Here is a 24,085-nt window from a genome sequence, read left to right on the forward strand (position 1 = left end):
AAGTTCGCCACATGAGCAGCGGCAAGTTCACCACGCGAGCAGCGGCAGATCCACCAGGACTCCAGCGGCAGATTCACCACAAGGTTAGCGGCAGCTTCACCAGCAACCTAGCGGCAGATTCACCAGTAGACTAGCGGCAGATTCACCACCAGCCGAGGTGCGAAAGGCGGATTTTCGATGCACACCCTGCTTGGACCTGCGGTTCCTCGGCACGCTGAAGCTGTCGTGAGTGAGGCGATGGACGACACGCGTGTGGTGTTGATCAACGGTGCCCGACAGTGCGGAAAAAGCACGCTCGTTCGGCTCGCGGGCAAAGGCCGCGACGCCCAGTGGCGCGATCTCGACACCGCACTAACACGCCAGGCCGCGCTTGCCGATCCGGACGGGTTTGTCGATGTCGGCGAACCGATGATCATCGACGAAATTCAGCGAGCTCCCGAACTGCTGCTATCGATCAAAGCCCGCGTCGACACCGACCCTCGGCCAGGTCGCTTCCTGCTCACCGGATCGGCGCGCGTGCTTGGACTGCGAGCCCTGCCCGATACCTTGGTCGGCCGGATGGAGACGGTTGAGCTATGGCCGTTTTCGCAGGGTGAGATCGACGGAAAACCCGACAGATTTATCGACGCGGCGTTCGCGCACGGCGACGAACTGCGGCATGAGTCGACGGTCAGCCGGGCCGAGTACGCGGAACGCATTGTGCGAGGAGGGTTTCCAGAAGCAATCGCGCGGATCAACGAGAAGCGCCGTCGGGCCTTCTTCAGCTCTTATCTCGGTGACCTCATCGCACGTGACATCACCCAACTCGCCGAAATAGAGCGCACCACCCAAATGCGTGCGTTGGTGAAGATGCTCGCCGCTCGGTCAGGACAGTTACTCGCGATTAGCACGTTGAGCAACGAACTCGGCATTAGCGCGTCAACGGTCACGCGGTATCTCGCGTTGCTCGAAGAAGTCTTCCTGGTCAAACGCATCCCGGCCTGGTCACGCAACATCAGCAGCCGCGCGACAAGCACCCCGAAGCTAGCTTTTGTCGATTCGGGAATCGCCGCGCACCAACTCGGGGCAGACGCGCGGAGCCTCCTTCGCCCAGATAGTGCGTTCGGTGGGTTGCTTGAGGGATTCGTGCTTTCTGAGCTTGCACGACAGATCACCTGGTCAGACGAAGATGTTGAACTCTTCCACTACCGCACCCGTGACCAGATCGAGGTGGATGCGGTACTGGAAAATCGTCGCGGCGAAGTTGTCGGTATTGAGGTGAAGGCAGCGTCGACCGTCACAGACCGCGATTTCCGTGGGCTCCGCCACCTAGCCGAGCGGCTGGGTGACGATTTCCGCGTCGGAATTGTTTTTCACACTGGTCAGCAGACATTTTCCTTCGGGCCGAAGATGCTTGCTGTTCCGATTTCGGCCCTCTGGGAAACGGCTGGGCTAGCCCAAACAGCCGGGGCCGAGTAGGGCCTTCAAATCGCCCATCAATGCCGATGACGGGGAGACGCGCCATGCGTCGTCCAGTTTCAGCAGTGTTGTTTTGTCGCGCGCACCAACGTGGCGCACGTGCACATCCGACGTTCCCGGGTGCCGAGCCAACACCTTCTTCAACTCGCCAACCTTGTCCGGGGTGCACATTCGCGTTGTCATCACCACCGCCACCGGCTTCGCGACGCCGATCGCGGACAGGTCGGGAACAACTAGATCGTTGGCAATCAACGAGATTCGGTCGTCGCGCACCGACACGCGTGCCTTCACCAAAACGACGGCGTCCTCGACCACGTCCATGCCATAGACCTGATACGACTGCGGGAAGAACAGCACCTCGACACCACCGGTGAGGTCTTCCAGCTGCGCGGACGCCCACGCGAGGCCGTTTTTGTTAATGCGCCGGTTGACCGAGGCGAGAATGCCGCCGATGGTCACCTGCGCGCCGTCCTTCACGTCGCCTTCGAGAATCGCCGGGATAGGCGTGTCGACCTGGGCGGCGAGCACGTGTTCAACACCGTTGAGCGGGTGCCCCGAAACGTAGAGACCAAGCATTTCCCGTTCAAGGGCCAGCTTGTGTTTGGTTTCCCATTCTTCGTCGGGCACCTTCACGTTGAATACCGACGCCATCGAGTCGTCGCCGTCGTCCATGCCGCCGAACAGGTCGAATTGGCCGATGGCCTCGGCCTTCTTCGTCGACATCACCGCGTCGATCGCATCGGAATGGATCAGCAGCAAGCCCTTGCGCGGGTGGCCGAGCGAGTCGAATCCGCCTGCCTTGATGAGGGATTCGGTGACCTTCTTCGAACACGCGATGGCGTCGATTTTGTTCAGGTAGTCAGAGAAGTCGGTGTATTTCGATTTCTCTTTGCGCGCGGAGATGATCGACGCGACCACGTTGGCACCGACGTTGCGCACCGCGCCGAGCCCGAAGCGGATGTCGGTACCGACCGAAGCGAAGTTCAGTTCGGATTCGTTGACATCCGGCGGCAGCACCGTGATGCCCATCTTGCGACAATCCGAAAGGTAAATCGCGGCCTTGTCTTTATCGTCACCAACTGAGGTGAGCAAGCCAGCCATGTATTCGGCGGGATAATTCGCCTTGAGATACGCGGTCCAGAACGAGACGAGACCATAACCGGCGGCGTGCGATTTGTTGAACGCGTAGCCGGCGAACGGGAGAATGGTGTCCCACAGCGCTTTAATCGCGGGTTCAGAGAACCCGTTGTCGAGCATGCCCTGACGGAAGCCAGCGTAAGCTTTTTCCAGCTCGGAAAGCTTCTTCTTACCCATCGCGCGGCGCAGAATATCGGCCTGGCCGAGCGAATACCCGGCGACCTTCTGCGCGATCTGCATGATCTGTTCCTGATAGACGATCAGGCCGAACGTGTCGGCGAGAATCTCTTTCAGTGGTTCTTCCAGCTCAGGATGAATCGGCTTAACTTCTTGCCGCCCGTTTTTGCGGTCGGCGTAGTCGTTGTGCGCGTTCATGCCCATCGGGCCCGGGCGATACAGTGCGAGCACCGCGACGATGTCTTCGAAGCCGGTGGGCTGCATGCGACGCAGCAGATCGCGCATCGCGCTGCCGTCGAGCTGGAACACGCCCAACGTGTCACCGCGCGCGAGCAATTCGTACGTGGCGGGATCGTCGAGCGGCAGATGATCCATGTCGAGGTCGATGCCGCGGTTGGCCTTGATGTTTTCCAACGCGTCACCGATGACGGTGAGGTTGCGCAGGCCAAGGAAGTCCATCTTGAGCAGGCCGATGGCCTCACATGACGGGTAATCCCAACCGGTGATGATCGCGCCGTCTTGGGCGCGCTTCCACACCGGAATCGCGTCGGTGAGCGGTTCCGACGACATAATGACCGCACAAGCGTGCACGCCCGCGTTGCGGATCAGGCCTTCAAGACCGCGCGCGGTCTCATAAATCTTGGCGACATCCGGGTTGTTGGCGATGAGCTCGCGAACCTCGGCTGCTTCCTTATAGCGCTCGTGATCGGGGTCGGTAATGCCCGACACCGAAATGTCTTTCGCCATGATCGGCGGCGGCAGCGCCTTGGTGATTTGATCGGCGATAGCAAAACCGGGCTGGCCGAAAAGGACGCGCGCGGAGTCTTTAATCGCGGCCTTGGTCTTAATAGTGCCGAAGGTAATAACCTGCGCGACGCGGTCGCTGCCCCACTTTTCGGTGGCGTAGCGAACCATTTCACCGCGACGACGATCATCGAAGTCGATATCGATATCAGGCATCGACACGCGCTCGGGATTCAGGAATCGCTCGAAAAGCAGGCCGTGCGGAATCGGGTCGATATTGGTAATGCCCATCGCATACGCGACGAGCGAGCCAGCGGCCGAACCACGACCCGGGCCGACGCGAATGCCCACGTCGAGCGCGTGGCGAATCAGGTCACCGACGACGAGGAAGTAGGCGGGGAAGCCCATTTCGCAAATAACGCCGAGTTCGTAGTCCGCGCGCGCGAGGTATTCCTGCGGCGGCCCGTCGGGGAAACGGCGATCGAGGCCGTCGAGCACCTCTTTCCGCAGCCAGGTGGCCTGCGTGTGCCCCTCGGGGACTGGGAAGACTGGCATGCGGTCGCGGTGTTTCCACACGTCTTCATACGACTGGACGCGTTCACCGATGAGCTCGGTGTTGTCGCACGCGCCGGGCACTTCCGCGTCCCAGATCGCGCGCATTTCGGCGGCTGATTTGAGGTAGTAACCGTCGCCGTCGAATTTGAAGCGCGTGGGGTCGGACAGGGTTTTACCTGTCTGAATGCACAGCAGCGCTTCATGATTGGTCGACTGATCTTTGGTGACGTAATGGCAGTCGTTTGTCGCGATCGGCGGAATTTCGAGCTGGTGGCTGATCGCGATCAGCCCCTCGCGCACCCTTCGCTCAATGGACAGGCCGTGGTCCATCACTTCGAGGAAGAAGTTGTCTTTGCCGAAAATCTCTTGCCACTTCGCGGCCGCCTCGAGGGCTTCGCGTTCGTGACCGAGGCGCAGCCGCGTCTGCACCTCACCCGACGGGCAGCCGGTCGTGGCGATAATGCCTTCGGCGTGCTCGGCGATGATTTCCTCGTCCATGCGCGCCCACTTGCCGAGCTGGCCTTCAATCGAGGCGAGCGACGACAGTTTGAACAGGTTGCGCAGGCCGGTCGCGTTTTCGGCGACCATCGTCATGTGGGTGTAGGCACCCGAGCCCGAGACGTCGTCGCCCTTTTGGCCGGGATCGCCCCACTGGACACGCTTGGTGTCGAAGCGCGAACCGGGCGCGATGTAGGCCTCGATGCCGATGATGGGCTTGATGCCCGCCTTGGTTGCCGAGTTGTAGAACTCGGACGCGCCGTACATGTTGCCGTGGTCGGTCATGCCGACCGCCGTCATCCCGAGCCGATTAGCTTCGGCGAACAGCGGCGAAATCTTGGCCGCGCCGTCGAGCATCGAGTACTCGGTGTGATTGTGCAGGTGAACGAACGATCCGGACGGGGCCAAGACGGTCCTTCCTGTGTACGGCGAGCGGCTCAGCGATTCTAGGGGATCACCGACGGGCACTGTGCCGAGCAGTCTTGCACCGCCCACCGACAAGTTCGGCGATCGAGGGGTTGAGGACGCTGCCAATTGGCTATCGTCGCAGGTGACAGACTTTCCCGCGCCGAAGCCGTCGGTTGCGCGCCGCTCAGTCGACGCTTGTCTAGTGTCATCGGCGCTGTTACCGTTTGGTGATCGAAGGGGATCGCTAGTTCAACGTGGAGGGGGTTCTCATGGCGGTTGGCGATAGTGCTGTGTCTCAGATGTGGGGCGCGGTTAATTCGGGGCAGTTGGAGATCAATCCAGAGTCGGCGCGCGAGGTCGCTTCGGCGTACTTTCGGTTCGCGCAGCAGTGCGATGGGTGGATAGCGGAAGCGCACAGCCTGAAACAGATTTCTGGATTTGGTGGCTTGGAGTCGGCGAAGCAGCTTCAGCAGGGGTTCTCCACAAAGGCAGGAGACCTTGGGGAGGTTCTGCGGCAGCTCAAATCCGCTGCTGAGTCGATGGCTAACGCGCACCTCACGGCCGCGCGCATCGTAGGCGAGGCAGACTCGCTGCACGCTGCGGCGATCAAGGCAGTCCAGTCATGATTCGCGCAACGCACGCAAGCTTGGCGACGGTTGCTGCGTCCGCGTTCGTCCTGATGGGGTGTACATCTGATCCCGCGCCGACGCCTGAAGCGGACGTGTCTACGGTGCACGACAACTCGACTGTTCGGCCGACCCTGACCAATCCAAAAATTCAGCCGCCTGACCAGGACAACAAGTACACGCGGTCGACCGGCCGCCCGCATGTTGTATTCGACCCCTGCACGTGGATTATGCCGGCGGACCTTGCCAGCATTGGCTATTTGGAAAACACCCGCAAACGTGGCGTCGACGTTGTCGCTGAGTACAGTTTTCTTTCCTGCCACTTCGAATCCGAGGACATGAACACCACCCTCGCCGTCAACTCGGGAAATGTGACGTGGGACGAGGATCAGCAAAAGAACGGTTCATGGCTTCGCGAAGCAAATGTCAACGGTCGACAGGCCAGTCAGGGGCAAGACCCCAACTCGGCTACGGCAGGCAAAGATAGCTGCGAAATTCATATGAGAACCAAGGTGGGCGTCGTCCTCGTCTCGCAACTCCTGCGCAGTTTCGGTGAACAACGCGGCATCGACCCCTGCGCCAACCTTGACCACATCGCATCCGTAGTAGAGAAATCTATCGGCAAGGAGAACTGACCGTCGGCGCTTGCCTCACCTGACCAGCGCTGTTACCGTTTGGTGATCGAAGGGGATCGCTAGTTCAACGTGGAGGGGGCTCTCATGGCGGTTGGCGATAGTGCTGTGTCTCAGATGTGGGGCGCGGTTAATTCGGGGCAGTTGGAGATCAATCCGGAGTCGGCGCGCGAGGTTGCGTCGGCCTACTTTCGGTTTGCGCAGCAGTGTGATGGGTGGCTGAATAATGCGCGCGAGCTCACGCAGATCTCCGGCTTCGGCGGGATCGAGTCCGCCAAGCAGCTGCAGCACGGTTTCGCGACCAAGGCCTCAGACCTCATCGATGTCCTGCTTCAACTGAAGTCCGCGACTTTATCGATGGCACAGGCGCATCTCACCGCTGCGGACATCCTCGGCGAAGAGGACTCACTGAACGCAGCCGCGATCAAGGCGGTCGGCCAGTGATGTCTGTGCGCTACGCCAGGTCAGCCGCATTGGCACTCGGGGCGATCGTCGTCGCTAGCTGTTCGTCCGTGGTCGGCACGGCTACCACGCCGGAGTCGACTACACCAGAACCCGCCCCCGTTCGACCCACGTTGACGGATCCGAAAATCCAACCGCCAGATCAGGACAACAAGTACACGCGGTCGACCGGTCGCCCGCACGTCGTTTTCGATCCGTGCACATGGTTCATGCCCGACGACGTCGCCAGCATTGGATACGACGAGCGGTCGAGAAAACGCGGCATCGACCTTGTCGCTGAATACTCCTTCCTGTCGTGTCGCTTTCAGACACCCGAATTCACGACCACATTGCGCATCAACTCAGGCAACGTAACCTGGGACGAGGACCAGCAGAAGAACGGTTCCTGGCTGCAGAACACCGAGGTCAACGGCAGACAGGCGGCGCACGGACAGGATCCGGCCACCAGCAAGGCGGGTTCCCCAACCTGCGAAATACATATGCGCACAAGGGTTGGAGTCGTCTTTGTTACTCAGTCACTTTCAACACTCGGGGAAAAGCGCGGAATTGACTCCTGCACCAACCTCGACCACATCGCATCCGTAGTAGAGAAATCTATCGGCAAGGAGAACTGACCGTGGGGGACGGATCAAAGCTCACTGACGTAGGCGGCGGGGCGATCGTGCGCCCTGTCGACCTCGGGCGCAGCCTGCACGGGCCAGAGTCTCAGAAATGAGACTGACGGTGGCGAAGACTTCAATGACGCTCTTGACGACGGTGATCGCCGCGGCACTTTCGCTTACCGCCGCATGCTCAGGCCATGGAGCCGTTGCACCCCTCGAGTCGACGACCAGCACAACAGTAACGACCAAGAATTTCCCGTATCCCGGGGTACGCACAGTGCAGGATGTAGTTCCCTCGATCGCCGGCACAGGGGTGCCCGCAGCAGAGATTGCGATCAAATGGGAACTACTGCACAGCGACTGGATGATCAGCCACCAGGAGGAGGTTCCGCACGAACTGCTGTCGATTGTCACCGCGAACAACAAACCCGAATGGATGCCTTCAAACGTCATGGAGGGAACGGGCGGCGAATTGATTCGCGCCGTAAACGTCCGCGAAATTGACCGAATCTCTTGGGAGGTGTCGGTGTGTAACTACGACACCCCTGGCGTTTACTACCCAGGCGAGGCCGGTCAGCTGAAGCTGGGATTCCCAACGTGGGCGCAGTATGCAAGCACCGCGACGGTTGTTCTCACATCAGGTCCAGACGGTACCGGAGCTACCTCGTCTGGGCCGCGACTGCTAATTAGCCGCACTACCCTGCCGCTCAATGACGAGGCGCACGCCATCTGCGACCCGTTCAGACCGGACCCATTTATCCAGCAACCCCCAGAACCGCTCCCAGCGCACAAGTAGCGCAATCAGTTTGGGTTCCGGCGCGCATCACCCGTGCAGCAATTCGGCTGCTCAGAGTTCTCGCAAAACGGCGCTTGCCTCGTGTCACCAGCGCTGTTACCGTTTGGTGATCACTGAACGAAGGGGATGTTAGCTAACGCGGAGGGGGCTTGTAATGGCGGTTGGCGATAGTGCTGTGTCTCAGATGTGGGGCGCGGTTAATTCGGGGCAGTTGGAGATCAATCCCGAGTCGGCGCGCACCGTTGCGTCGGCGTACTTTCGGTTTGCTGAGCAGTGCGATGCGTGGATCGACGCTGCACGTGAGCTCAGGCAGATTTCCGGCTTCGGCGGGATCGAGTCCGCGAAGCAGTTACAGCGGGGTTTCGCGACCAAGGCGGTAGACCTTGGCGAGGTCCTGTTGCAGCTGAAATCCGCGACGCTGTCGATGGCTCGTGCCCACCTCACGGCCGCGGATATTCTCGGCGAGGCCGACTCACTCAACGCCGCTGCGATCAAAGCGGTCCACCCGTGGTAGCGACACGGGCGGTAACGGCGGGCACGCTGATGGCTGGGGCGATTGCCCTCGCTGCCTGCTCTTCCGTGTCCGGGACTGCTACCGCTCCCGAGTCGACCGAGGCCGCTCCCGGGTCCGTCCGGCCGACGCTGACCGATCCGAAAGTCCAGCCGCCGGATCAGGACAACAAGTACACGCGGTCCACCGCTCGCCCCCATGTTGTGTTCGATCCGTGCACTTGGATGATGCCCGACGACATCACCGCAATCGGGTACGCCGACCGATCGAGAGAACGCGGCACCGACCTCGTAGCGGAGTACACCTTCCTGTCATGCCGCTTTCAGGCAAACGACTACACCACGTCGTTGCGTATCAACTCAGGAAATGTCACCTGGGACGAGGATCAGCAGAAAAACGGTAACTGGCTGCAAGCAACCGAGGTCAATGGCAGACAAGCCGCCCGCGGGCAGGATCCCGGTGGGGTCCAGGGCGGGGCCGGCACTTGCGAGATTCACATGCGCACGAAAGTCGGCGTTGTCTTCATCACCCAAGCGGTAAAAACCTTGGGCGAACAGCGCGGGGTCGACCCGTGCACCAACCTCGACCACATCGCATCCGTAGTAGAGAAATCTATCGGCAAGGAGAACTGACCGTGGGGGACGGATCAAAGCTCACTGATGTAGGCGGCGGGGCGATCGTCCGCCCTGTCGACCTCGGGCGCAGCCAGCAAGCGGGCGCCGAACGCCAACAACAGTCGTTGAAGCACAACGGGACCGACCCGGACTACATTCCCATTCCCGAAAAATTCGATGGTGCCGACCATTCTTACATTTACAACAATGTGCAATTAATGCAGCCCGGTACCATGCAACAATTCGGCGATAAATGGCTGGCTATTGCTTCCGAGATTTCCGGCGCGGTCACGGGGTTGTGGATTCAAGTTGGGCGAGCCAGTGCGGACATGAAGGGTGCGATGGCGACCGCAGCTGCCGAAGCGGGTAAGCGGCTCATCACCGACGCCACCGATATTTCTACGGTCGTCTCCACCACTGGGCACCGCGTGAAAGCCGCAGCGTACGGCGCGGAGTCGACGAAAATCGCGGTGCCGCCGCCGGTTACGGGCACGGTGGCGCCCCAGGCGTCGCTTGCCGAATTGCCAGCGGCGACCGCGCTGATCATCGATCCGAGTATCGCGAGTTCGGCGGCGGATCTGGAGAAGAAGAAAGAAGCCGCGCGCCTGGAAGCGGTCGCCGCGATGAACACGCTCTTCAACCCCACGTTCAAGCCGTCGGGCGACAAGGTGCCGAGCTTCGTCGCGCCGAGTCAGCCTGGTGGCGGTGACACTTCGGGCCCCGGTGGCGGCGCGAACGGCAATGGCGGCGGCGGAACTGGCGGGAAGAACGCGAACACCGGCGACAGCCCGAAAACTGACGGCGCGACCAACCCACGCGACACCACCCCCGAGACCCCAGGCAACAGCACCACAGACGACCCAGCCGACACGCAAGCCGCGAACACAACCAACGACAGCACGGCCAACAAGAACCAAAACCCGAGCGGGACAACACCTTCCACGACCCCAAACGGCACAACGCCCGGCACCTCCCCGGCAGGCATAACGCCCGGCGGATCAGGTCTGCCCGGCGGCACAGGTGGCAGGCCAGGGTCACCCGGCACCACGGGCACCCCGTCACCAGGCAAAGCCGTCCCCGGTAGCGGCCAAAAGGTCCCGGCCGCAAGCACTTCCGGCCTGTCAGCGGCGACACAGAGTGCAGGTCGCGGTATGGGCATGCCCGGCATGATGGCTCCCGGCGCACGGGGCGCCAAGGGCGAAGACGACAACGAACACAAAATCCCCGACTACTTGCGCGGCGTCCAGCCCGAACTCCTGGCCACCGCGGTGTTCGTGCCGCAAGCAATCGGCGCGGACGCCCCCGCGACGCGCCTCGCCGACGCGGACGATGCCGACCACGCGGAGCAACTACCGTGAGCTGGACCTTCACCCCGGACGAGTTCGTACACGTGTGGAATAGCGAAACCCGAACCGACCGTGTGCCTTTCCCGCTCACGATGGGCTCGGTAGCGAAGTGGGCCGACGAGGGCGACGCACTGGCCGCCGCAGCGCAACGCCGCTACCCAACGGGCGCGGACGACGAACTCTCCGCCGTCCTGCGCCTCGCCGCTGCCCCGGAAACCACGCTCGCCCTGTTCCACACTGCGGGTGAACCGGTTCGCGTGTATGGCGCGTGCGCGCAAGGACGAGGTGCTGTCCTGCACCAAACCAGCACGGGCGCAGTCGAATTGTTCGCGGGCAGCGCGAACATGGTGGCCCGCGCCATCGCGACTTTCATGGGCGACGAAAAACCAGGCCGAACGGCCCCGTTGCGCGAGGACATGGACCGCGTCGCCGCCTTTTACGACGACTGGCACCGCCCCGCCAACGCCCCGACGGCAAAAATCGACCGCCTAACCCGAGCCCGCCGCCACCGAAGCGGCCACATCGAGGTCCACCCCCGCCCGGGTGCCCCAGCGAACTACCTGACCTGGTTCGACGTAACCGGCGACGGCCGCTACCTGAGCTACCACCACTACAACGAGGTGCACCTACGCCCGGCAGACAAATCGGTGGTAGTGGAAGCAATCCTCAAACTCGCACAGATCTAACAGATGCCAGAAGACCAGCGAACTCATCCGAACCGCGCCCCGGGCGCTCCCATCGCGAACCAGGCACTCGATGTCCTCAGGCACGATGGCTACGACAAAGAAATCGAAGAATTCAATCCTGAGCCCAAATTCGACGGGGACGGAAAACCTCTTCCTGCCAGCGCGTTGACCGGCGGCAGCGCGCGGTCCGCAGTAAACGGAATCCTTGCGGACGCGAATCTAGGCGGTTACACGGGCGCCTACGAAACAGCATTCCGAAGCGCACTCACAGAGCGCCTATACATGTCAGGCGATGAGGCGAAAAAGTACACCGAAGGCACGGGGAACCCCAAATGACACTACGGACATCCGTGTTATGTTGCACCGCAGCGCTGGCTGCGGGACTGGGGGTGACCGTAGCGATCCTCCAGACCGATAACGACGCCACTCCAACAGAGCAGCCACTAATCTACCCAACAGCAATGAAGCTCTGTGATGACGTATTAGGAGATTTCGAGCGCAGAAATCAACTAACCTTAACCAAAATTGAGGACATGCATACCGCCTCATCTCCTCGTTCAGAAACCCCTGCATCGCGCGGATGCAATTTCCGTCACCAGACCTCAGAGTCGCACGAAATAGATTCATTCGATTTCTTGGTGGCAATCAGTACAGAATGGAATCACGATTACCCCGCGGTGCCGTTCCGGCCATTTTTGATCGCAGGCATGAATGGCGAGACTCGGTGTTTCCCCAATGGCGTCGCTGGCAGACCCATCCGGCCAGTCTGCGATATCAAGGTCAACCTGTCGGATGGCCAAGCGTGGTTCCGGCTTCGGTACGACGAGCCACAGGGCGGCGGCGTTCAAGAGTCCGAGGCAATAACCCAGGAGAAGCTAGTCGATCTCGCATCCCAGATAATCGTGAAGATACCCCCTGAGAAGCGGGCGCAATAATGTGCGCACAACGAGGTGAGGGGTCGCGATGACGGTCGGGAACAAGCGGCGGTGAGGAACAGCTCAATGCCTACAATTCCGTGCCCGCTAACACGCATACTCGGGGTCCAACCGACGTAAAGGCGACCATGACCACCACCGCAACCGCGTTCATCGCCACCGTGCTGGTGCTGCTCATCGCGCTGTTCGTCTGGCGCCGCACCCAACGCGTCGTCACCACTCCCGCCCAACGGGCCGTGCATGACGCGCTGCACACCGCGTCCCTCGCCGCCATGCCGCTGCGACGCGGGCTCACGAAAGGGTCCGCTGCCGAAGCCGCGCCGCACCTCCGGCAGCTCGCGGGGGCCGACGGGCTCGCCATCGCCGACGCCGATGGCGAAATCCTCACCTGGGACGGCACGCAGGCCGACTTCACCACCGCCGCGCGCAGAGCGCTCAAAGAGGAGCGCGCCGTCCTCGTCAACGGCGACGAGCACACCCTCATCGCCCAACCGCTCACCCCCGACAGCGGCCCAGCGCTCGGGGTGCTCGGGATCGTCGTCGCGGGCAAACCCGGTCCCGGCGTCCTTGGCGCGGCCGCCGAGGTAGCCCGTTACGCCTGCGGACAGCTTGAACTCGCCGAACTCGATGCCGCTCGCGCCCGCGTCGACCGGGCCGAAGTGCGTGCGCTGCGCGCCCAGATCAGTCCGCATTTCATCTACAACGCCCTCAACACCATTGCCTCGTTCGTCCGCACCGACCCCGACCGCGCCCGTGAGCTGATCATCGAATTCGCCGACTTCACTCGCTACTCGTTTCGCGCGGCAGGCGAGTTCACCGTCCTCGCCGACGAACTGCGCAATATCGAACGCTATGTCGCGCTTGAGCAGGCACGATTCGGCGACAAACTGGAGGTCAGGCTCACTATCGCGCCCGAAGTGCTCGGTGTCGTCCTCCCGTTTCTCGCGTTGCAGCCGCTTGTCGAGAATGCGATCCGGCACGGGCTCGCAGGCGGCGCTCGTGGCGGTCTGCTGACCATCACCGCGACCGACGCGGGCACCGATTGCCTGATCAGCGTCGAAGACGACGGCATCGGCATGGACCCTGAGCTGCTGCGATCCGGCGAACTCGACGCCGTCGACGGTCGCGAGTCCGCGCACGTCGGGTTGGCCAACGTCGACGACCGGCTGCGCGCCGCGTTCGGCAATGACTACGGGCTCGTCGTCGAAACGGCCCCAGGCGCTGGCACGAAGGTGAGCCTGCGGGTGCCGAAGTTCCGCGCTGGTGTGCGTGCCTGATTCCTGAGCCGCGCGAAACACCGCCCGGTTACGATAGGGGCGTTGTGAGCCAGAACACCGATGACCCCGATTCGACATTGCACGTGCTAGCCGTCGACGACGAGCGCCCTGCCCTCGACGAACTCGTGTACCTGTTGGGCGGCCAACCGGGCGTCGGCACGATCCATCGAGCTTCCGAAGCCACGGCGGCGTTGCGGTTGCTGCGCGGTCATCGCATTGACGCGGTGTTCCTCGACATCGACATGCCCGGCCTCACCGGCATGGAACTGGCCGACATCCTCGGCGGATTCGCCGACCCACCCGCGATCGTGTTCGTCACCGCCCACGACGACCACGCCGTTGCCGCGTTCGACCTCGGTGCCGTCGACTATCTGCTGAAGCCGCTGCGCACCGCGCGCCTCGCCGAAGCGGTCCGCCGGATCGCCGCCGCCCGCGTCAAACAGCCGACAGCGCAACCACCGACCGACGTGATCCCGGTCGAACTGGCTGGCGTCACCACCCTGGTTAATCGCGCGGACGTCGCGTGGGTCGAAGCCGACGGCGACTACGCCCGCCTCCACACCGCGACCGCGTCACATCTGGTGCGAATCCCGTTGTCGGCGTTGGAAACTCGTTGGGCCGACGCGGGCTTTCTGCGCGTGCACCGCTCGTACTTGATCGCATTACACCTGGTGACGGGCCTGCGGACGGTAGGAAGCGGAACGTTCGTTTGTCTCGGCGGAAACCACTCGTCCGCAATCGAACTTCCCGTGAGCCGTCGCCAGGTGCGCGAACTCAAGCAGCGCCTCATCCACGCCCCGCGCCAGAACTGGACGCAGCGGTGACCCAACGCGAACGCGTCGTCCTTGCCCGACGACGCGGTGCGCGCCAGGTCCGCACCCGAACCGAAGTCGTCGAGCAAACCGAACTCGGCGCTGCCCTCATCGGTGGGCTCATCCGCGCACAGCTAGGCCTCGCGCTGAGAATCAGTCTTGTCGTTGTCATCGGATTTGGCTGTCTCCCACTGCTTTTCGCCGTTGACCCGGTAGCCAACGCGACCGTTGCGGGCGTCCGACTCCCCTGGCTCATCCTCGGCGCGCTCGCCTTCCCCGCGCTCTATGCGGTCGGCCACCTCTACACGCGCCTCGCCCAACGCAACGAAGACGACTTCGCGCGCGTCGTCAGCGCAGACTAATGACCGCGACGCCCACGCTCACCATCTTCGCGCTCACCCTGGCCGCGCTCGCGACGATCGGCATCGGCCTCTACGGAGTCCTGTTGTCGCGCACGACATCTGACTTTCTCGTCGCGTCGAGGTCGGTTGGGTCGCGGTGGAACGCGGCTGCGGTTTCGGGCGAATACCTATCGGCCGCATCATTTCTCGGCGTCGCGGGACTCATCGCGAAGTACGGGGCCGACGCGCTCTGGTACCCGGTCGGCTTCACCGCTGGTTACGTCGGACTGTTGATGTTCGTCGCCGCGCCCCTCCGCAGGTCAGGCGCGTACACCGTGCCCGATTTCGCCCAGTTCCGGCTCGGCTCACTTCGCTTGCGGCGCATGGCCGCTGTGCTCGTCGTGCTGGTGTGTGGGGTTTATTTGATCCCGCAATTCCAGGGCGCTGGGCTCACGCTGCATCTCTTGCTCGGGGTGCCAGCGTGGGTCGGCGCGGTCGCGGTTGGCGCGATCGTGACGGCGAACGTGATCGGCGGCGGCATGCGGTCGGTGACACTCGTCCAGGCCTTCCAGTATTGGCTGAAACTCACCGCCGTCGCGATCCCGGCCCTCGCGCTCTGCGCGCACTTCCTCACCGAAGACCGGCCGGTCGTGAGCACACTCGGCCCGACCGTCGAACAGACAACAACGGTCGACATCACCACCGACGTCCGAGTCCACGTCGACCAGCCCGAGCGCGTCCGCATCACCGGCACCCTCGACAACGTCGACGTCAACGGCCCAACCGAACTCACCCCCGGCGACCACACCCTGGGCAACGGCACCACCCTCATCCTCGACGCGGGCGCGCAAGTCCCGGTGATCGCGGGCGCGCCCAACGCGGGCCACGAATGGGCGAGTCCGGGCGGCGGCTTCGGCGGACCACACCCCACTTACCAGGTGTTTTCGCTGATCATCGCGACATTCCTCGGGACAATGGGACTCCCCCACGTGCTCGTCCGCTTTTACACCAACCGCGACGGGGCGTCGGCGCGGCGCACGGCCCGCACGGTTATCGGCCTCGTCGGCCTTTTCTATCTTTTCCCGATTCTCCTTGGCATTTTCGCGCGACTGTATGTGCCGCAGCTACTGATCACGGGCGCGTCGGATGCGGCGGTCGTCCTCGTTCCGACCGCCGTTTTCGACGGCATCGGCGCGCGACTACTCGCCGCGCTGGCGGCAGCGGGCGCGATCGCGGCGTTCCTTTCGACGTCATCGGGTCTGCTCGTGAGCTTGGCTGGCGTGTTGAGCACCGACGTGTCGCGCGGCCGCATCCGCGACTTCCGACTGGCCGCCGCCGTCGCGGGCATTGTTCCGCTTGTGCTCGCGGTGACGGTCACGTCGCTCGACCTGTCGCGCACCGTCGCGCTCGCCTTCTCCGTCGCCGCGTCAACGCTGTGCCCCCTTCTCGTGCTTGGCATTTGGTGGCGCGGCCTCACCGCGACGGGTGCGGCGGCGGGCATGCTCGCGGGCGGTCTTACGTCGGGCGGCGCGACCGTCCTCGCCGTCGCCGGTGGCGTCTCGCCCACGGTCGCCAATGGCTGGCTCGCCGCGATCGTCGACTATCCCGGCGCGGTGAGCGTGCCGCTCGCGTTCGCGGTATCGGTGCTGGTCAGCTTGCGAACGAAACGCCAAGACCCCAGGGCGATCGCGAGCATTTTCGTGCGCATGCACGCGCCAGAACGGCTTGGGGTTGGCGCTGACCGTCAACCGCTTACCGCCGTCAATCGACCGCTCACCGCACCAAAACCCACCTTCGCCGAGTGACCCACGCCACATCACCAAAGGCTCATGGTCGCGGCCCTACCGTCAGTTCACCCACGCTCGTTTGATTGACGCTAGGAACTCCCGTGACCGATACCGACACCGCTAAAGCGCCCGACCCGGCGCCAAGCGCCGACGATTTTCTCGCAGTGCAGGCGAGCCCCGAGTTCCAAGAATTGCGAACTCGCTTGCGCCGCTTCATCTTTCCGATGACCGCGATCTTCCTCACCTGGTACTTCGTCTACGTGCTGCTCGGCGCGTACGCGCATGACTTCATGGCGCACAAGGTCGTCGGCAACATCAACGTCGGACTGCTGCTCGGCCTCGGCCAGTTCGTTTCGACGTTCCTGATCACCGGGCTGTATGTCCGTTTCGCAAACCGTGAGCTCGACCCGCGCGCCGCCGCGATCCGCGAGCAGATGGAAGGAGGCCGCGCGTGAACACGCTCGCCGCAGCAACAACCGTTGGCGAACCGCTCGCCAACATCGCGATTTTCGCGCTCTTCGTCGCGGTCACGATGGTGGTCGTCATTCGCGCGAGCCGCAATAACGCGAGCGCGTCGGACTACTTTACCGGTGGGCGCGGCTTCTCCGGCCCGCAGAACGGCATCGCGATCGCGGGCGACTACCTGTCGGCGGCGAGCTTCCTTGGCATCGCGGGCGCGATCGCCGTTTACGGCTACGACGGGTTCCTCTACTCGATCGGCTTCCTCGTCGCGTGGCTTGTCGCGCTGCTGCTCGTTGCCGAAATGCTCAGGAACACTGGCAAATTCACGATGGCCGACGTGTTGAGCTTCCGGCTCAAGGAAGGTCCGGTTCGCACCGCGGCCGCGTTGACCACGCTCACCGTTTCGCTGTTCTATCTGCTCGCGCAGATGGCGGGCGCTGGCGGGCTCGTCGCCCTGTTGCTTGACGTGTCGTCGAAGACCGGTCAGTCGGTCGTTATCGCGGCCGTCGGCGTGCTGATGATCGTGTACGTGCTGGTAGGCGGCATGAAGGGCACGACATGGGTGCAGATCATCAAGGCCGTGCTGCTGATCGCGGGCGCTGGCCTGATGACGGTCATGGTGCTGTCGAAGTTCGGTTTCAACCTCTCCGACATCCTCGGTTCGGCGCAGGAATCGGTGAGCGCGGCCAAGGCGAAGGCGGTCGCCGCGCGTGACGTGCTCGCGCCCGGCGCGCAATACGGCGGCAGTGGCACGTCGAAGCTCAACTTCGTCTCACTCGGCCTCGCCCTCGTCCTCGGTACGGCTGGTCTCCCCCACGTCCTCATGCGGTTTTACACCGTCCCGACCGCCAAGGAAGCGCGTCGCTCGGTGGTGTGGGCGATCGGCCTGATCGGCGCGTTCTACCTGTTCACGCTGGTGCTCGGCTACGGTGCCGCCGCGATCGTCGGCCCGGACAAGATCCTCGCCGCCGCAGGCGGACAGAACTCGGCCGCCCCGCTGCTCGCGTTTGAGCTGGGAGGCGTTGTGCTGCTTGGGATTATCTCCGCGGTCGCGTTCGCGACGATCCTCGCGGTGGTCGCTGGGCTCACCATCACCGCGTCAGCCAGCTTCGCCCACGACATCTACGCGAGCGTGATCAAGAAGGGCAACGTCGACGAAGACAAGCAGGTGCGCGTCTCGCGGATCACCGCGGTCGTGATCGGCATCCTCGCGATCGGCCTCGGCATCCTCGCCAACGGGCAGAACATCGCGTTCCTCGTCGCGCTCGCGTTCGCGGTCGCGGCGGCGGCGAACCTGCCGACCATCCTGTATTCGCTGTTCTGGAAGCGGTTCAACACCACCGGCGCGCTGTGGTCGATGTATGGCGGGCTGCTTTCGACGATCGTGCTCATCGTGTTCTCGCCTGCCGTTTCTGGCAGCAAGACGTCGATGATCACCGGCAGCGACTTCGCCTGGTTCCCGCTGTCGAACCCGGGCATCGTGTCGATTCCGCTCGCGTTCGCGCTCGGCGTTGTTGGCACCTTTGTCGGCGGTCGCGGCGGGTCTGACCTGGCCAAGGATGCGGAAATGGAAGTACGTGCGTTGACTGGCGTTGGCGCGGAGAAGGCGATCTCGCACTGACGCGTGTGCGCCGGTGGTCAATCTTGGCCGCCGGCGCCTAGATTTTTGAGGAGATTTACTGGTGACTGCGGAACTGTGGGCTGACGAGGCTCGAAAATTGCACTGGCACAAGCCGTTTACCGAGGTTCTTGATTGGTCGGACGCGCCGGTGGCGCGCTGGTTCGGCGACGGTGAACTCAACGTCGCGTACAACTGCCTCGATCGGCATGTGCTCGACGGGTTTGGCGACCAGGTCGCGATCCTGTGGGAGGGCGAGCCGGGCGATTCGCGTGCGATCACTTACGCCGAGTTGTTGGCCGAAGTGTCGCGTGCCGCGAACACTTTCACCGCGTTGGGGCTCGTCGCGGGTGACCGGGTCGCGGTGTATATGCCGATGGTGCCCGAGGCGATTGTCACGATGCTGGCGTGCGCGCGGCTCGGGTTGACGCATTCGGTGGTGTTCGCTGGGTTTTCGCCGACGGCGTTGCGACAGCGCGTTGACGACGCCGAAGCGAAGCTCATTGTCACCACCGACGGGCAGTGGCGGCGGGGTTCGGCCGCGCCGTTGAAGTACGCGGTCGACGAGGCGTTGGGCGACGACCCGACGTCGGTCGAGCACGTGCTCGTCGTGCGGCGTGTTGGGCTCGACGTGCCGTGGACGACCGGGCGTGACCTGTGGTGGGACGAAACCGTCGCGCTCGCTTCACCTTCGCACGAGGCGGCCGCGTTCGGAGCCGAGCACCCGCTTTTCATCCTCTACACGTCGGGAACGACCGGTAAACCGAAGGGCATTCTGCACACCAGCGGCGGCTATTTGACCCAGGCGAGCTACAGCCACCGCGCGGTTTTCGACCACCGTCCCGGCGAGGACGTGTACTGGTGCACCGCCGACATCGGGTGGGTCACCGGGCACAGTTACATCGTGTACGGGCCGCTCGCCAATCGCGCGACGCAGGTGGTTTACGAGGGCACGCCGGTGTTCCCGAATGAGCATCGGCATTTCGAGATCATCGAAAAGTACGGCGTGACAATCTATTACACCGCGCCGACGCTGATTCGGACGTTCATGAAGTGGGGTCGCGAGATCCCCGATTCGCACGACCTTTCCTCGATCCGGTTGCTGGGTTCGGTTGGCGAGCCAATCAACCCCGAAGCGTGGCGGTGGTATCGGGAAGTGCTTGGCGCAGACCAGGTTCCGGTGGTCGATACGTGGTGGCAGACCGAGACGGGCGCGATCATGATTGTGCCGCTGCCGGGCACGGAGGTGAAGCCGGGCGCGGCGATGCGACCACTGCCCGGGGTGAGCGCGGCTGTGGCCGACGACGACGGAAAACCGTTGGGCGACGGCGATTCTGGGCTGTTGGTGATCACCGAACCGTGGCCGTCGATGTTGCGCGGCATTTGGGCCGACATGGACCGCTTCCGCGAAACGTACTGGCAGCGTTTCGCGGAGCAGGGTTGGTATTTCGCGGGCGACGGTGCCAAGCGCGACGATGACGGTGACCTGTGGATTTTGGGTCGCGTTGACGACGTGATGAACGTGTCGGGCCACCGCATTTCGACAGCGGAAGTGGAGTCGGCGCTGGTCGGCCACCCGTCGGTCGCTGAGGCGGCGGTGGTCGGGGCTTCCGACGAGACGACGGGCCAGGGCATCGTGGCCTTCGTGATTTTGACAGGCGCGGCAGTGGCTGACGACGCCTTGGTTGGCGAGCTGAAATCGGCTGTGTCGCTGGAGATTAGCCCGATCGCGCGCCCGCGCGAGATCCATTTGGTGCCGGAACTGCCGAAGACCCGAAGCGGGAAGATCATGCGCCGGTTGTTGCGCGATGTGGCCGATGGTCGGGAATTGGGCGACACGTCGACGTTGGTAGACCCGACGGTTTTCGAGGCGATTGCTCGGGGATAGAGGTTGGGCCCCGCGCGTGATGGGCGCGCGGGGCCTGTCGCGCCCTCGCGATAGACTCGCACCCGACCCAGCAAGCCCGTAGTGCGCCGATTCGAGGGGAGAAGCGGATGTCGGCTCCTTCGGGTCCGCCCGAGCATCAGCGCTTCGCCACCCGACTGCGCAACGCGCTGGAAGCCGCCGCAAGGCGAAGCATGAAAGTCAATCCAGGCGAGTGCTGGCAGGTTGATACCGAAACCAATGTCTTCCTCAGCCGCGCCAAAGACGACTTCCTGACCCCGGATTTCATGGTCTACCACTGCCCCGACGAGCCGTGGACACCCATTTTCGCCGAAGATGTCGTGATCGTTGGCGAGGTCCTTTCGCCCTCAAACCACATCGGGCAGATGCTGACGAAGCAAGCTCGCTACGCCGAGGCGGGCATCAGCGAGTACTGGGAAGTGTTGCTAGACAAGCAAGGTCGCCGGATCGACACCATCCTCACCTACGTCCTCGCCACCCCGACCGACCTCCCTGCGGGCGTCACCCCTTTGCGCCCACGGCAGTACGCACTGGTCAGCGAGTGGTCACCGGACGTTCACCCCGAAATCGAACTCGGCCACCCCTTCCCCTTGACCCTCACGTGGGAGGAACTGGACTACTGAAGAAATCACCGCCCGGCGCATTCCGTGCCCAGCCGATGACCACCGATCAGATGGTTGCGCTCATCGAGCGACTGACCGCATAGGGTCTACGCCACCGGACCTGTATGCGCCGCAACAGGATTGGCCCGACTGCAGCGAAGAAAGCCGCACTACCCGCCATCACCACACCGATGTGCGCGGCTCGATTGGGCATGCCCTGCCGGGCTGCGAACAACACAGCTCCCGCGTCGAAGAGGTCCATCGCGATTCCCGCTTTCAGCGTGGCGCGCCGCACGGCTTCGTGGGGATGCAGCGCGCCGGCCCCGAGAACGACATCGCGGACGCCGAACGTCTAGATGCGCGACGCGGGTCCCGTAGAGCCAAAACGTCTAGGCCCGCCTTCTTCTGTGCCATCGTCACCGCCCTTCGACAGTTACTCGACTGAATTTGGGCACAAGGACAGCCTCGTATCCGCACTCCGACAAGGCGCGCATCGCCGTTTCCATGCTGACGCCTTCGCCCCGTTCTAACCGCGACACCGTCATTCGCGTCACTCCGACTCGCTCGGCCAACTCGGCCTGCTGCAGTCCCCGCTGCTCCCGGGCCCGACGCACAGCTTGACCTAGCTCTCCAGCCGTCAGAGCACGCAACTGATCCATATTTCGATCATAGCGTTCGCGAGCGTCGATGATCGAAATTTCGTTCATCAATGATCAATGGCGCAAAGAGCGATATTTCGATCACCAAGGTGACTAAAGGCATCGCCCGCACGGACGCTGGATTAAATCCCCAGTGCAATACTTCCAGTTCGGATACTGCCAGCAGAGATAGTATCTCCAATGGGTGTGTTCCAGCTCACAGTCTTGTGGTCGCCGCGAGTGGGGCTTCTCGCCACCGTCCCCAATGTGGGCGCTCCGCGATCGCAGCCCATCGCCTGGTGCATCAGCGACTGACGGGCTCGCCAACGACAATTGGCGGGGTCTCCCCCATGATGGGGCAATGGAGATGCCCATGTTCCCGCTCGGGGCCGTGCTTTTGCCCGGGGAGTCGCTTTCGTTGAACGTGTTTGAGCCGCGTTATGTCGCGCTGCTTGAGCGGTGTCTTGATGGGGAAAGTGAGCCTGAGTTTGGGGTCGTGCTTATCGCTCGGGGGCGCGAAGTGGGGGGTGGGGACGTGCGGACGGACGTGGGGACCATTGCCGGGCTCACCAATGTTGTTGAGTTGCCTGGCAAGCGGTTTCGGGTGCGTGCGACGGGCACCGAACGCATTCGGATCAACACCTGGTTGCCCGACGACCCGTACCCCATCGCCGACGTCATGCTGTGGCCCGACGAACCCGGTCTCGACGACACCACGCTGCTCGCCGACCTCACCACCCGCGTTGACGAGCTCCGCAACCTCACCATCACGGCCGCGAAGAAGGCGGGCATCCGCCGCCCAACCCTGCCGTCCGCACTCACCAAACTCCCGACGGATCCCACCGAGCGCTCCTACGAAATCTGCGCCCGCTTACCCATCGGCGCGACCGACCGCCAGGCGGCCCTCGCCGCCCCCGACCCGACAACGCGCTTGGCGGCACTGATCACGGCAGTTGACGACGCCATCGCCATCCTGCGCTTCCGTTTGCAATAGGCGTCGAGCGTGGCGCTTTCGCACTTGAACCCGGGCTTGCCGCCATCACGCCACGCGTACGGCCCCCGCGCAAGACCGGCCGTGACCCTCGTGCCGCGCAACCCCCTTGGCCCGCCGAACGTGAGTGTGAAGCCCAGTCCGCGACTGAGCGAGCGAGGAAACTCAGCGCGGCACGGGTCGCGACGGAAGTCGCGTATTTCCATCAGGATTCGCGAGACAACGCTCCAGGTCGGTGAAGACCGCGAACACCTCAGCCGCCTCATACGCCCGGTTGCGTCGGCCAACCGAAACCTGGCGCAGCACACCAGCTTCAACAAGCCGTTCGATCGCCGCGCTGGCCGAGGGGAAGCTCCGTCCAGTGAGCGTGGCCGCCGTCGGAGCCGTCACGATCGGTGCCCCGACTAGGTGCGGAAGCAGCAGTGACGCGGTCGAGTCGGCACGGAGCGAACCCAACCGTGCGCGCCAATCCTCAATCAGCGCAACGATTCTCGCGTCAAAAACGCGCGCGTCGGCGACCGCTTTCGTGCACGCGGCAGCGAACCGGCCAACCCACTCGTTGACCCCAGCAATCGCGGCGCCCGAATCCCCTTCGCCCACATGGCGATAACCGTTGAGCCCATCGATGTAATCGCGTGTTCGAGTAGCGAGCACCAAAGAGATCGGCGCGATCACCCGGTCAGCGAGCCCGCGTCGACGCAAGATCTGATGAATCAACACACGCCCAGCCCGCCCGTTCCCGTCGACAAACGGGTGGATCGTCTCGAACTGCGCATGAGCGATCGCCGCCTGCGCGACGGCGGGCAGAGTGTCCGCATTGCTGAACTCGACAAGATCGCGCATCAGCGCGGGAACGAGTTCGGCTGGCGGTGGCACGTACACCGCCGATCGCGGGTTGTAGGTGCTGCCGCCGATCCAGTTCTGCTGATCGCGGTAGCGACCACCGTGTTCCGCGAGGCGCGAACCAGCGAGCAGTCGACGGTGCACGTCGAGCAAGGCCGACTCGGTGATCAGCTCACCTTGGGAAACGCTTCGCACGCCCGCGGCCATCGCATCAATACTGGCAAGCACCTCGGTGGCCGTGACGTCAGAGCTTGGCTCGTCGAACTGCGCTGCCGCCTGCGCGCGCAGCAGCCTCCGCGCACCAACCTCGAGTCCCTCAATTCGCGACGAAGCGACCGCTTCCGCCCGTAACAACAACCGGGATAGCGCTTCGGTGTTGGCAAGCGACGTCGACTCCACGTCAAGGCGGGTGATCGCAACCTCGGCGTCGGCGACGTCCGCGCTGGTGAGTCCGTCAAGCACAAACGCGCGCCCGACCAGCGGATCGGGCACATACGCCTGATACGTGCCGCCGCTACGGTCGCGTCGCGACAGCCCACCCCGGTCGAACGCGCTGACCCATTCACGTGAGACGAACTCCGCCATCGCGCACCTCCTTATTAAAGGTTAGCGGCTAACCTT

24 protein-coding genes are annotated in these 24,085 nt (G+C 63.3%); 21 read left to right on the forward strand and 3 right to left on the reverse strand.

Annotated elements, in window-relative coordinates; all coding sequences use genetic code 11:
- Positions 1 to 177: 177 nt before the first annotated feature.
- Positions 178 to 1,458, forward strand: coding sequence for an ATP-binding protein (locus IEX78_RS21130; protein ID WP_188830798.1), 1,281 nt, complete (start codon positions 178 to 180; stop codon positions 1,456 to 1,458).
- On the opposite strand, the gene dnaE is transcribed toward IEX78_RS21130, so the two are convergent.
- Positions 1,432 to 4,977, reverse strand: coding sequence for a DNA polymerase III subunit alpha (gene dnaE / locus IEX78_RS21135; protein ID WP_188830799.1), 3,546 nt, complete (start codon positions 4,975 to 4,977; stop codon positions 1,432 to 1,434). The genes IEX78_RS21130 and dnaE overlap by 27 nt on opposite strands.
- A gap of 290 nt (positions 4,978 to 5,267) precedes the next feature.
- Here dnaE and IEX78_RS21140 point away from each other — a divergent pair, with 290 nt between their 5' ends.
- The 19 genes from IEX78_RS21140 (at position 5,268) to IEX78_RS21230 (ending at position 21,013) form a co-directional block, all read left to right on the forward strand.
- Positions 5,268 to 5,603 carry a hypothetical protein gene (locus IEX78_RS21140; protein ID WP_188830800.1) on the forward strand — a complete coding sequence of 112 codons (336 nt, stop codon included), beginning with the start codon at positions 5,268 to 5,270 and terminating at the stop codon, positions 5,601 to 5,603.
- The gene (locus IEX78_RS21145) at positions 5,600 to 6,238 is read left to right on the forward strand and encodes a DUF3558 domain-containing protein (RefSeq protein WP_188830801.1); all 639 of its coding nucleotides are present in this window, start codon (positions 5,600 to 5,602) and stop codon (positions 6,236 to 6,238) included. Before IEX78_RS21140 ends, IEX78_RS21145 begins: the two co-directional genes overlap by 4 nt.
- An 84-nt stretch (positions 6,239 to 6,322) precedes the next feature.
- On the forward strand, positions 6,323 to 6,679 hold the full coding sequence (locus tag IEX78_RS21150) for a hypothetical protein (RefSeq protein ID WP_188830802.1): 357 nt from the start codon (positions 6,323 to 6,325) through the stop codon (positions 6,677 to 6,679).
- The gene (locus tag IEX78_RS21155) at positions 6,679 to 7,311 is read left to right on the forward strand and encodes a DUF3558 domain-containing protein (protein WP_229684226.1); all 633 of its coding nucleotides are present in this window, start codon (positions 6,679 to 6,681) and stop codon (positions 7,309 to 7,311) included. The genes IEX78_RS21150 and IEX78_RS21155 overlap by 1 nt, the downstream gene beginning before the upstream one ends.
- Before the next feature lie 97 nt (positions 7,312 to 7,408).
- Positions 7,409 to 8,095 carry a hypothetical protein gene (locus tag IEX78_RS21160; RefSeq protein WP_188830804.1) on the forward strand — a complete coding sequence of 229 codons (687 nt, stop codon included), beginning with the start codon at positions 7,409 to 7,411 and terminating at the stop codon, positions 8,093 to 8,095.
- 175 nt (positions 8,096 to 8,270) lie between these two features.
- Complete coding sequence (locus IEX78_RS21165; RefSeq protein WP_188830805.1) at positions 8,271 to 8,609, forward strand: hypothetical protein; 339 nt, start codon at positions 8,271 to 8,273, stop codon at positions 8,607 to 8,609.
- 29 nt (positions 8,610 to 8,638) lie between these two features.
- Positions 8,639 to 9,238, forward strand: coding sequence for a DUF3558 domain-containing protein (locus tag IEX78_RS21170; protein WP_188830806.1), 600 nt, complete (start codon positions 8,639 to 8,641; stop codon positions 9,236 to 9,238).
- A 2-nt stretch (positions 9,239 to 9,240) separates the two neighbouring features.
- Positions 9,241 to 10,578, forward strand: a complete 1,338-nt coding sequence (locus tag IEX78_RS21175; protein ID WP_188830807.1) for a hypothetical protein — start codon at positions 9,241 to 9,243, stop codon at positions 10,576 to 10,578.
- Positions 10,575 to 11,252: an ESX secretion-associated protein EspG gene (locus tag IEX78_RS21180; RefSeq protein ID WP_188830808.1), complete on the forward strand. Its 678-nt coding sequence runs from the start codon at positions 10,575 to 10,577 to the stop codon at positions 11,250 to 11,252. Before IEX78_RS21175 ends, IEX78_RS21180 begins: the two co-directional genes overlap by 4 nt.
- A gap of 3 nt (positions 11,253 to 11,255) precedes the next feature.
- Positions 11,256 to 11,588 carry a hypothetical protein gene (locus IEX78_RS21185; protein WP_188830809.1) on the forward strand — a complete coding sequence of 111 codons (333 nt, stop codon included), beginning with the start codon at positions 11,256 to 11,258 and terminating at the stop codon, positions 11,586 to 11,588.
- A 53-nt stretch (positions 11,589 to 11,641) separates the two neighbouring features.
- The gene (locus IEX78_RS21190) at positions 11,642 to 12,187 is read left to right on the forward strand and encodes a hypothetical protein (protein ID WP_188830810.1); all 546 of its coding nucleotides are present in this window, start codon (positions 11,642 to 11,644) and stop codon (positions 12,185 to 12,187) included.
- 128 nt (positions 12,188 to 12,315) lie between these two features.
- A complete protein-coding gene (locus tag IEX78_RS21195) occupies positions 12,316 to 13,464 on the forward strand; it encodes a sensor histidine kinase (RefSeq protein WP_188830811.1) in 1,149 nt (382 codons plus the stop codon).
- A gap of 44 nt (positions 13,465 to 13,508) precedes the next feature.
- Positions 13,509 to 14,288, forward strand: a complete 780-nt coding sequence (locus IEX78_RS21200; RefSeq protein ID WP_188830812.1) for a LytR/AlgR family response regulator transcription factor — start codon at positions 13,509 to 13,511, stop codon at positions 14,286 to 14,288.
- A complete protein-coding gene (locus IEX78_RS21205) occupies positions 14,285 to 14,638 on the forward strand; it encodes a hypothetical protein (RefSeq protein WP_229684194.1) in 354 nt (117 codons plus the stop codon). Before IEX78_RS21200 ends, IEX78_RS21205 begins: the two co-directional genes overlap by 4 nt.
- Entirely contained in the window at positions 14,638 to 16,422 is a 1,785-nt protein-coding gene (locus tag IEX78_RS21210; RefSeq protein WP_188830813.1) for a sodium/solute symporter, read from the forward strand. The genes IEX78_RS21205 and IEX78_RS21210 overlap by 1 nt, the downstream gene beginning before the upstream one ends.
- Positions 16,423 to 16,505: 83 nt before the next feature.
- Positions 16,506 to 16,859, forward strand: coding sequence for a DUF485 domain-containing protein (locus IEX78_RS21215; protein WP_188830814.1), 354 nt, complete (start codon positions 16,506 to 16,508; stop codon positions 16,857 to 16,859).
- Complete coding sequence (locus IEX78_RS21220) at positions 16,856 to 18,487, forward strand: monocarboxylic acid transporter (RefSeq protein WP_188830815.1); 1,632 nt, start codon at positions 16,856 to 16,858, stop codon at positions 18,485 to 18,487. The genes IEX78_RS21215 and IEX78_RS21220 overlap by 4 nt, the downstream gene beginning before the upstream one ends.
- A gap of 61 nt (positions 18,488 to 18,548) precedes the next feature.
- Positions 18,549 to 20,372 (forward strand): acetate--CoA ligase, encoded by a 1,824-nt coding sequence (acs, locus tag IEX78_RS21225; RefSeq protein ID WP_229684195.1) that lies wholly within the window; start codon positions 18,549 to 18,551, stop codon positions 20,370 to 20,372.
- A 50-nt stretch (positions 20,373 to 20,422) separates the two neighbouring features.
- Positions 20,423 to 21,013, forward strand: coding sequence for a Uma2 family endonuclease (locus tag IEX78_RS21230; protein ID WP_268240922.1), 591 nt, complete (start codon positions 20,423 to 20,425; stop codon positions 21,011 to 21,013).
- Between the two features lie 395 nt (positions 21,014 to 21,408).
- Here IEX78_RS21230 and IEX78_RS21235 read toward each other — a convergent pair whose 3' ends face one another.
- The gene (locus tag IEX78_RS21235) at positions 21,409 to 21,699 is read right to left on the reverse strand and encodes a helix-turn-helix transcriptional regulator (RefSeq protein ID WP_229684196.1); all 291 of its coding nucleotides are present in this window, start codon (positions 21,697 to 21,699) and stop codon (positions 21,409 to 21,411) included.
- A gap of 292 nt (positions 21,700 to 21,991) precedes the next feature.
- Here IEX78_RS21235 and IEX78_RS21240 point away from each other — a divergent pair, with 292 nt between their 5' ends.
- Positions 21,992 to 22,624: an LON peptidase substrate-binding domain-containing protein gene (locus IEX78_RS21240; protein WP_229684198.1), complete on the forward strand. Its 633-nt coding sequence runs from the start codon at positions 21,992 to 21,994 to the stop codon at positions 22,622 to 22,624.
- A 162-nt stretch (positions 22,625 to 22,786) separates the two neighbouring features.
- On the opposite strand, the gene IEX78_RS21245 is transcribed toward IEX78_RS21240, so the two are convergent.
- Positions 22,787 to 24,049 (reverse strand): Fic family protein, encoded by a 1,263-nt coding sequence (locus tag IEX78_RS21245; RefSeq protein WP_188830817.1) that lies wholly within the window; start codon positions 24,047 to 24,049, stop codon positions 22,787 to 22,789.
- Positions 24,050 to 24,085 lie beyond the last annotated feature (36 nt).

Source organism: Nocardia camponoti (assembly GCF_014646135.1).
Lineage (GTDB): Bacteria > Actinomycetota > Actinomycetes > Mycobacteriales > Mycobacteriaceae > Nocardia > Nocardia camponoti.

Coding starts and splice junctions, on each gene's coding strand:
- IEX78_RS21130 (WP_188830798.1), top strand. CDS start 178: ATGCACACCCTGCTTGGACCTGCGGTTCCTCGGCACGCTGAAGCTGTC.
- IEX78_RS21145 (WP_188830801.1), top strand. CDS start 5,600: ATGATTCGCGCAACGCACGCAAGCTTGGCGACGGTTGCTGCGTCCGCG.
- IEX78_RS21150 (WP_188830802.1), top strand. CDS start 6,323: ATGGCGGTTGGCGATAGTGCTGTGTCTCAGATGTGGGGCGCGGTTAAT.
- IEX78_RS21155 (WP_229684226.1), top strand. CDS start 6,679: ATGTCTGTGCGCTACGCCAGGTCAGCCGCATTGGCACTCGGGGCGATC.
- IEX78_RS21160 (WP_188830804.1), top strand. CDS start 7,409: ATGAGACTGACGGTGGCGAAGACTTCAATGACGCTCTTGACGACGGTG.
- IEX78_RS21170 (WP_188830806.1), top strand. CDS start 8,639: ATGGCTGGGGCGATTGCCCTCGCTGCCTGCTCTTCCGTGTCCGGGACT.
- IEX78_RS21185 (WP_188830809.1), top strand. CDS start 11,256: ATGCCAGAAGACCAGCGAACTCATCCGAACCGCGCCCCGGGCGCTCCC.
- IEX78_RS21195 (WP_188830811.1), top strand. CDS start 12,316: ATGACCACCACCGCAACCGCGTTCATCGCCACCGTGCTGGTGCTGCTC.
- IEX78_RS21210 (WP_188830813.1), top strand. CDS start 14,638: ATGACCGCGACGCCCACGCTCACCATCTTCGCGCTCACCCTGGCCGCG.
- IEX78_RS21235 (WP_229684196.1), bottom strand. CDS start 21,699: ATGAACGAAATTTCGATCATCGACGCTCGCGAACGCTATGATCGAAAT.
- IEX78_RS21240 (WP_229684198.1), top strand. CDS start 21,992: ATGGAGATGCCCATGTTCCCGCTCGGGGCCGTGCTTTTGCCCGGGGAG.
- IEX78_RS21245 (WP_188830817.1), bottom strand. CDS start 24,049: ATGGCGGAGTTCGTCTCACGTGAATGGGTCAGCGCGTTCGACCGGGGT.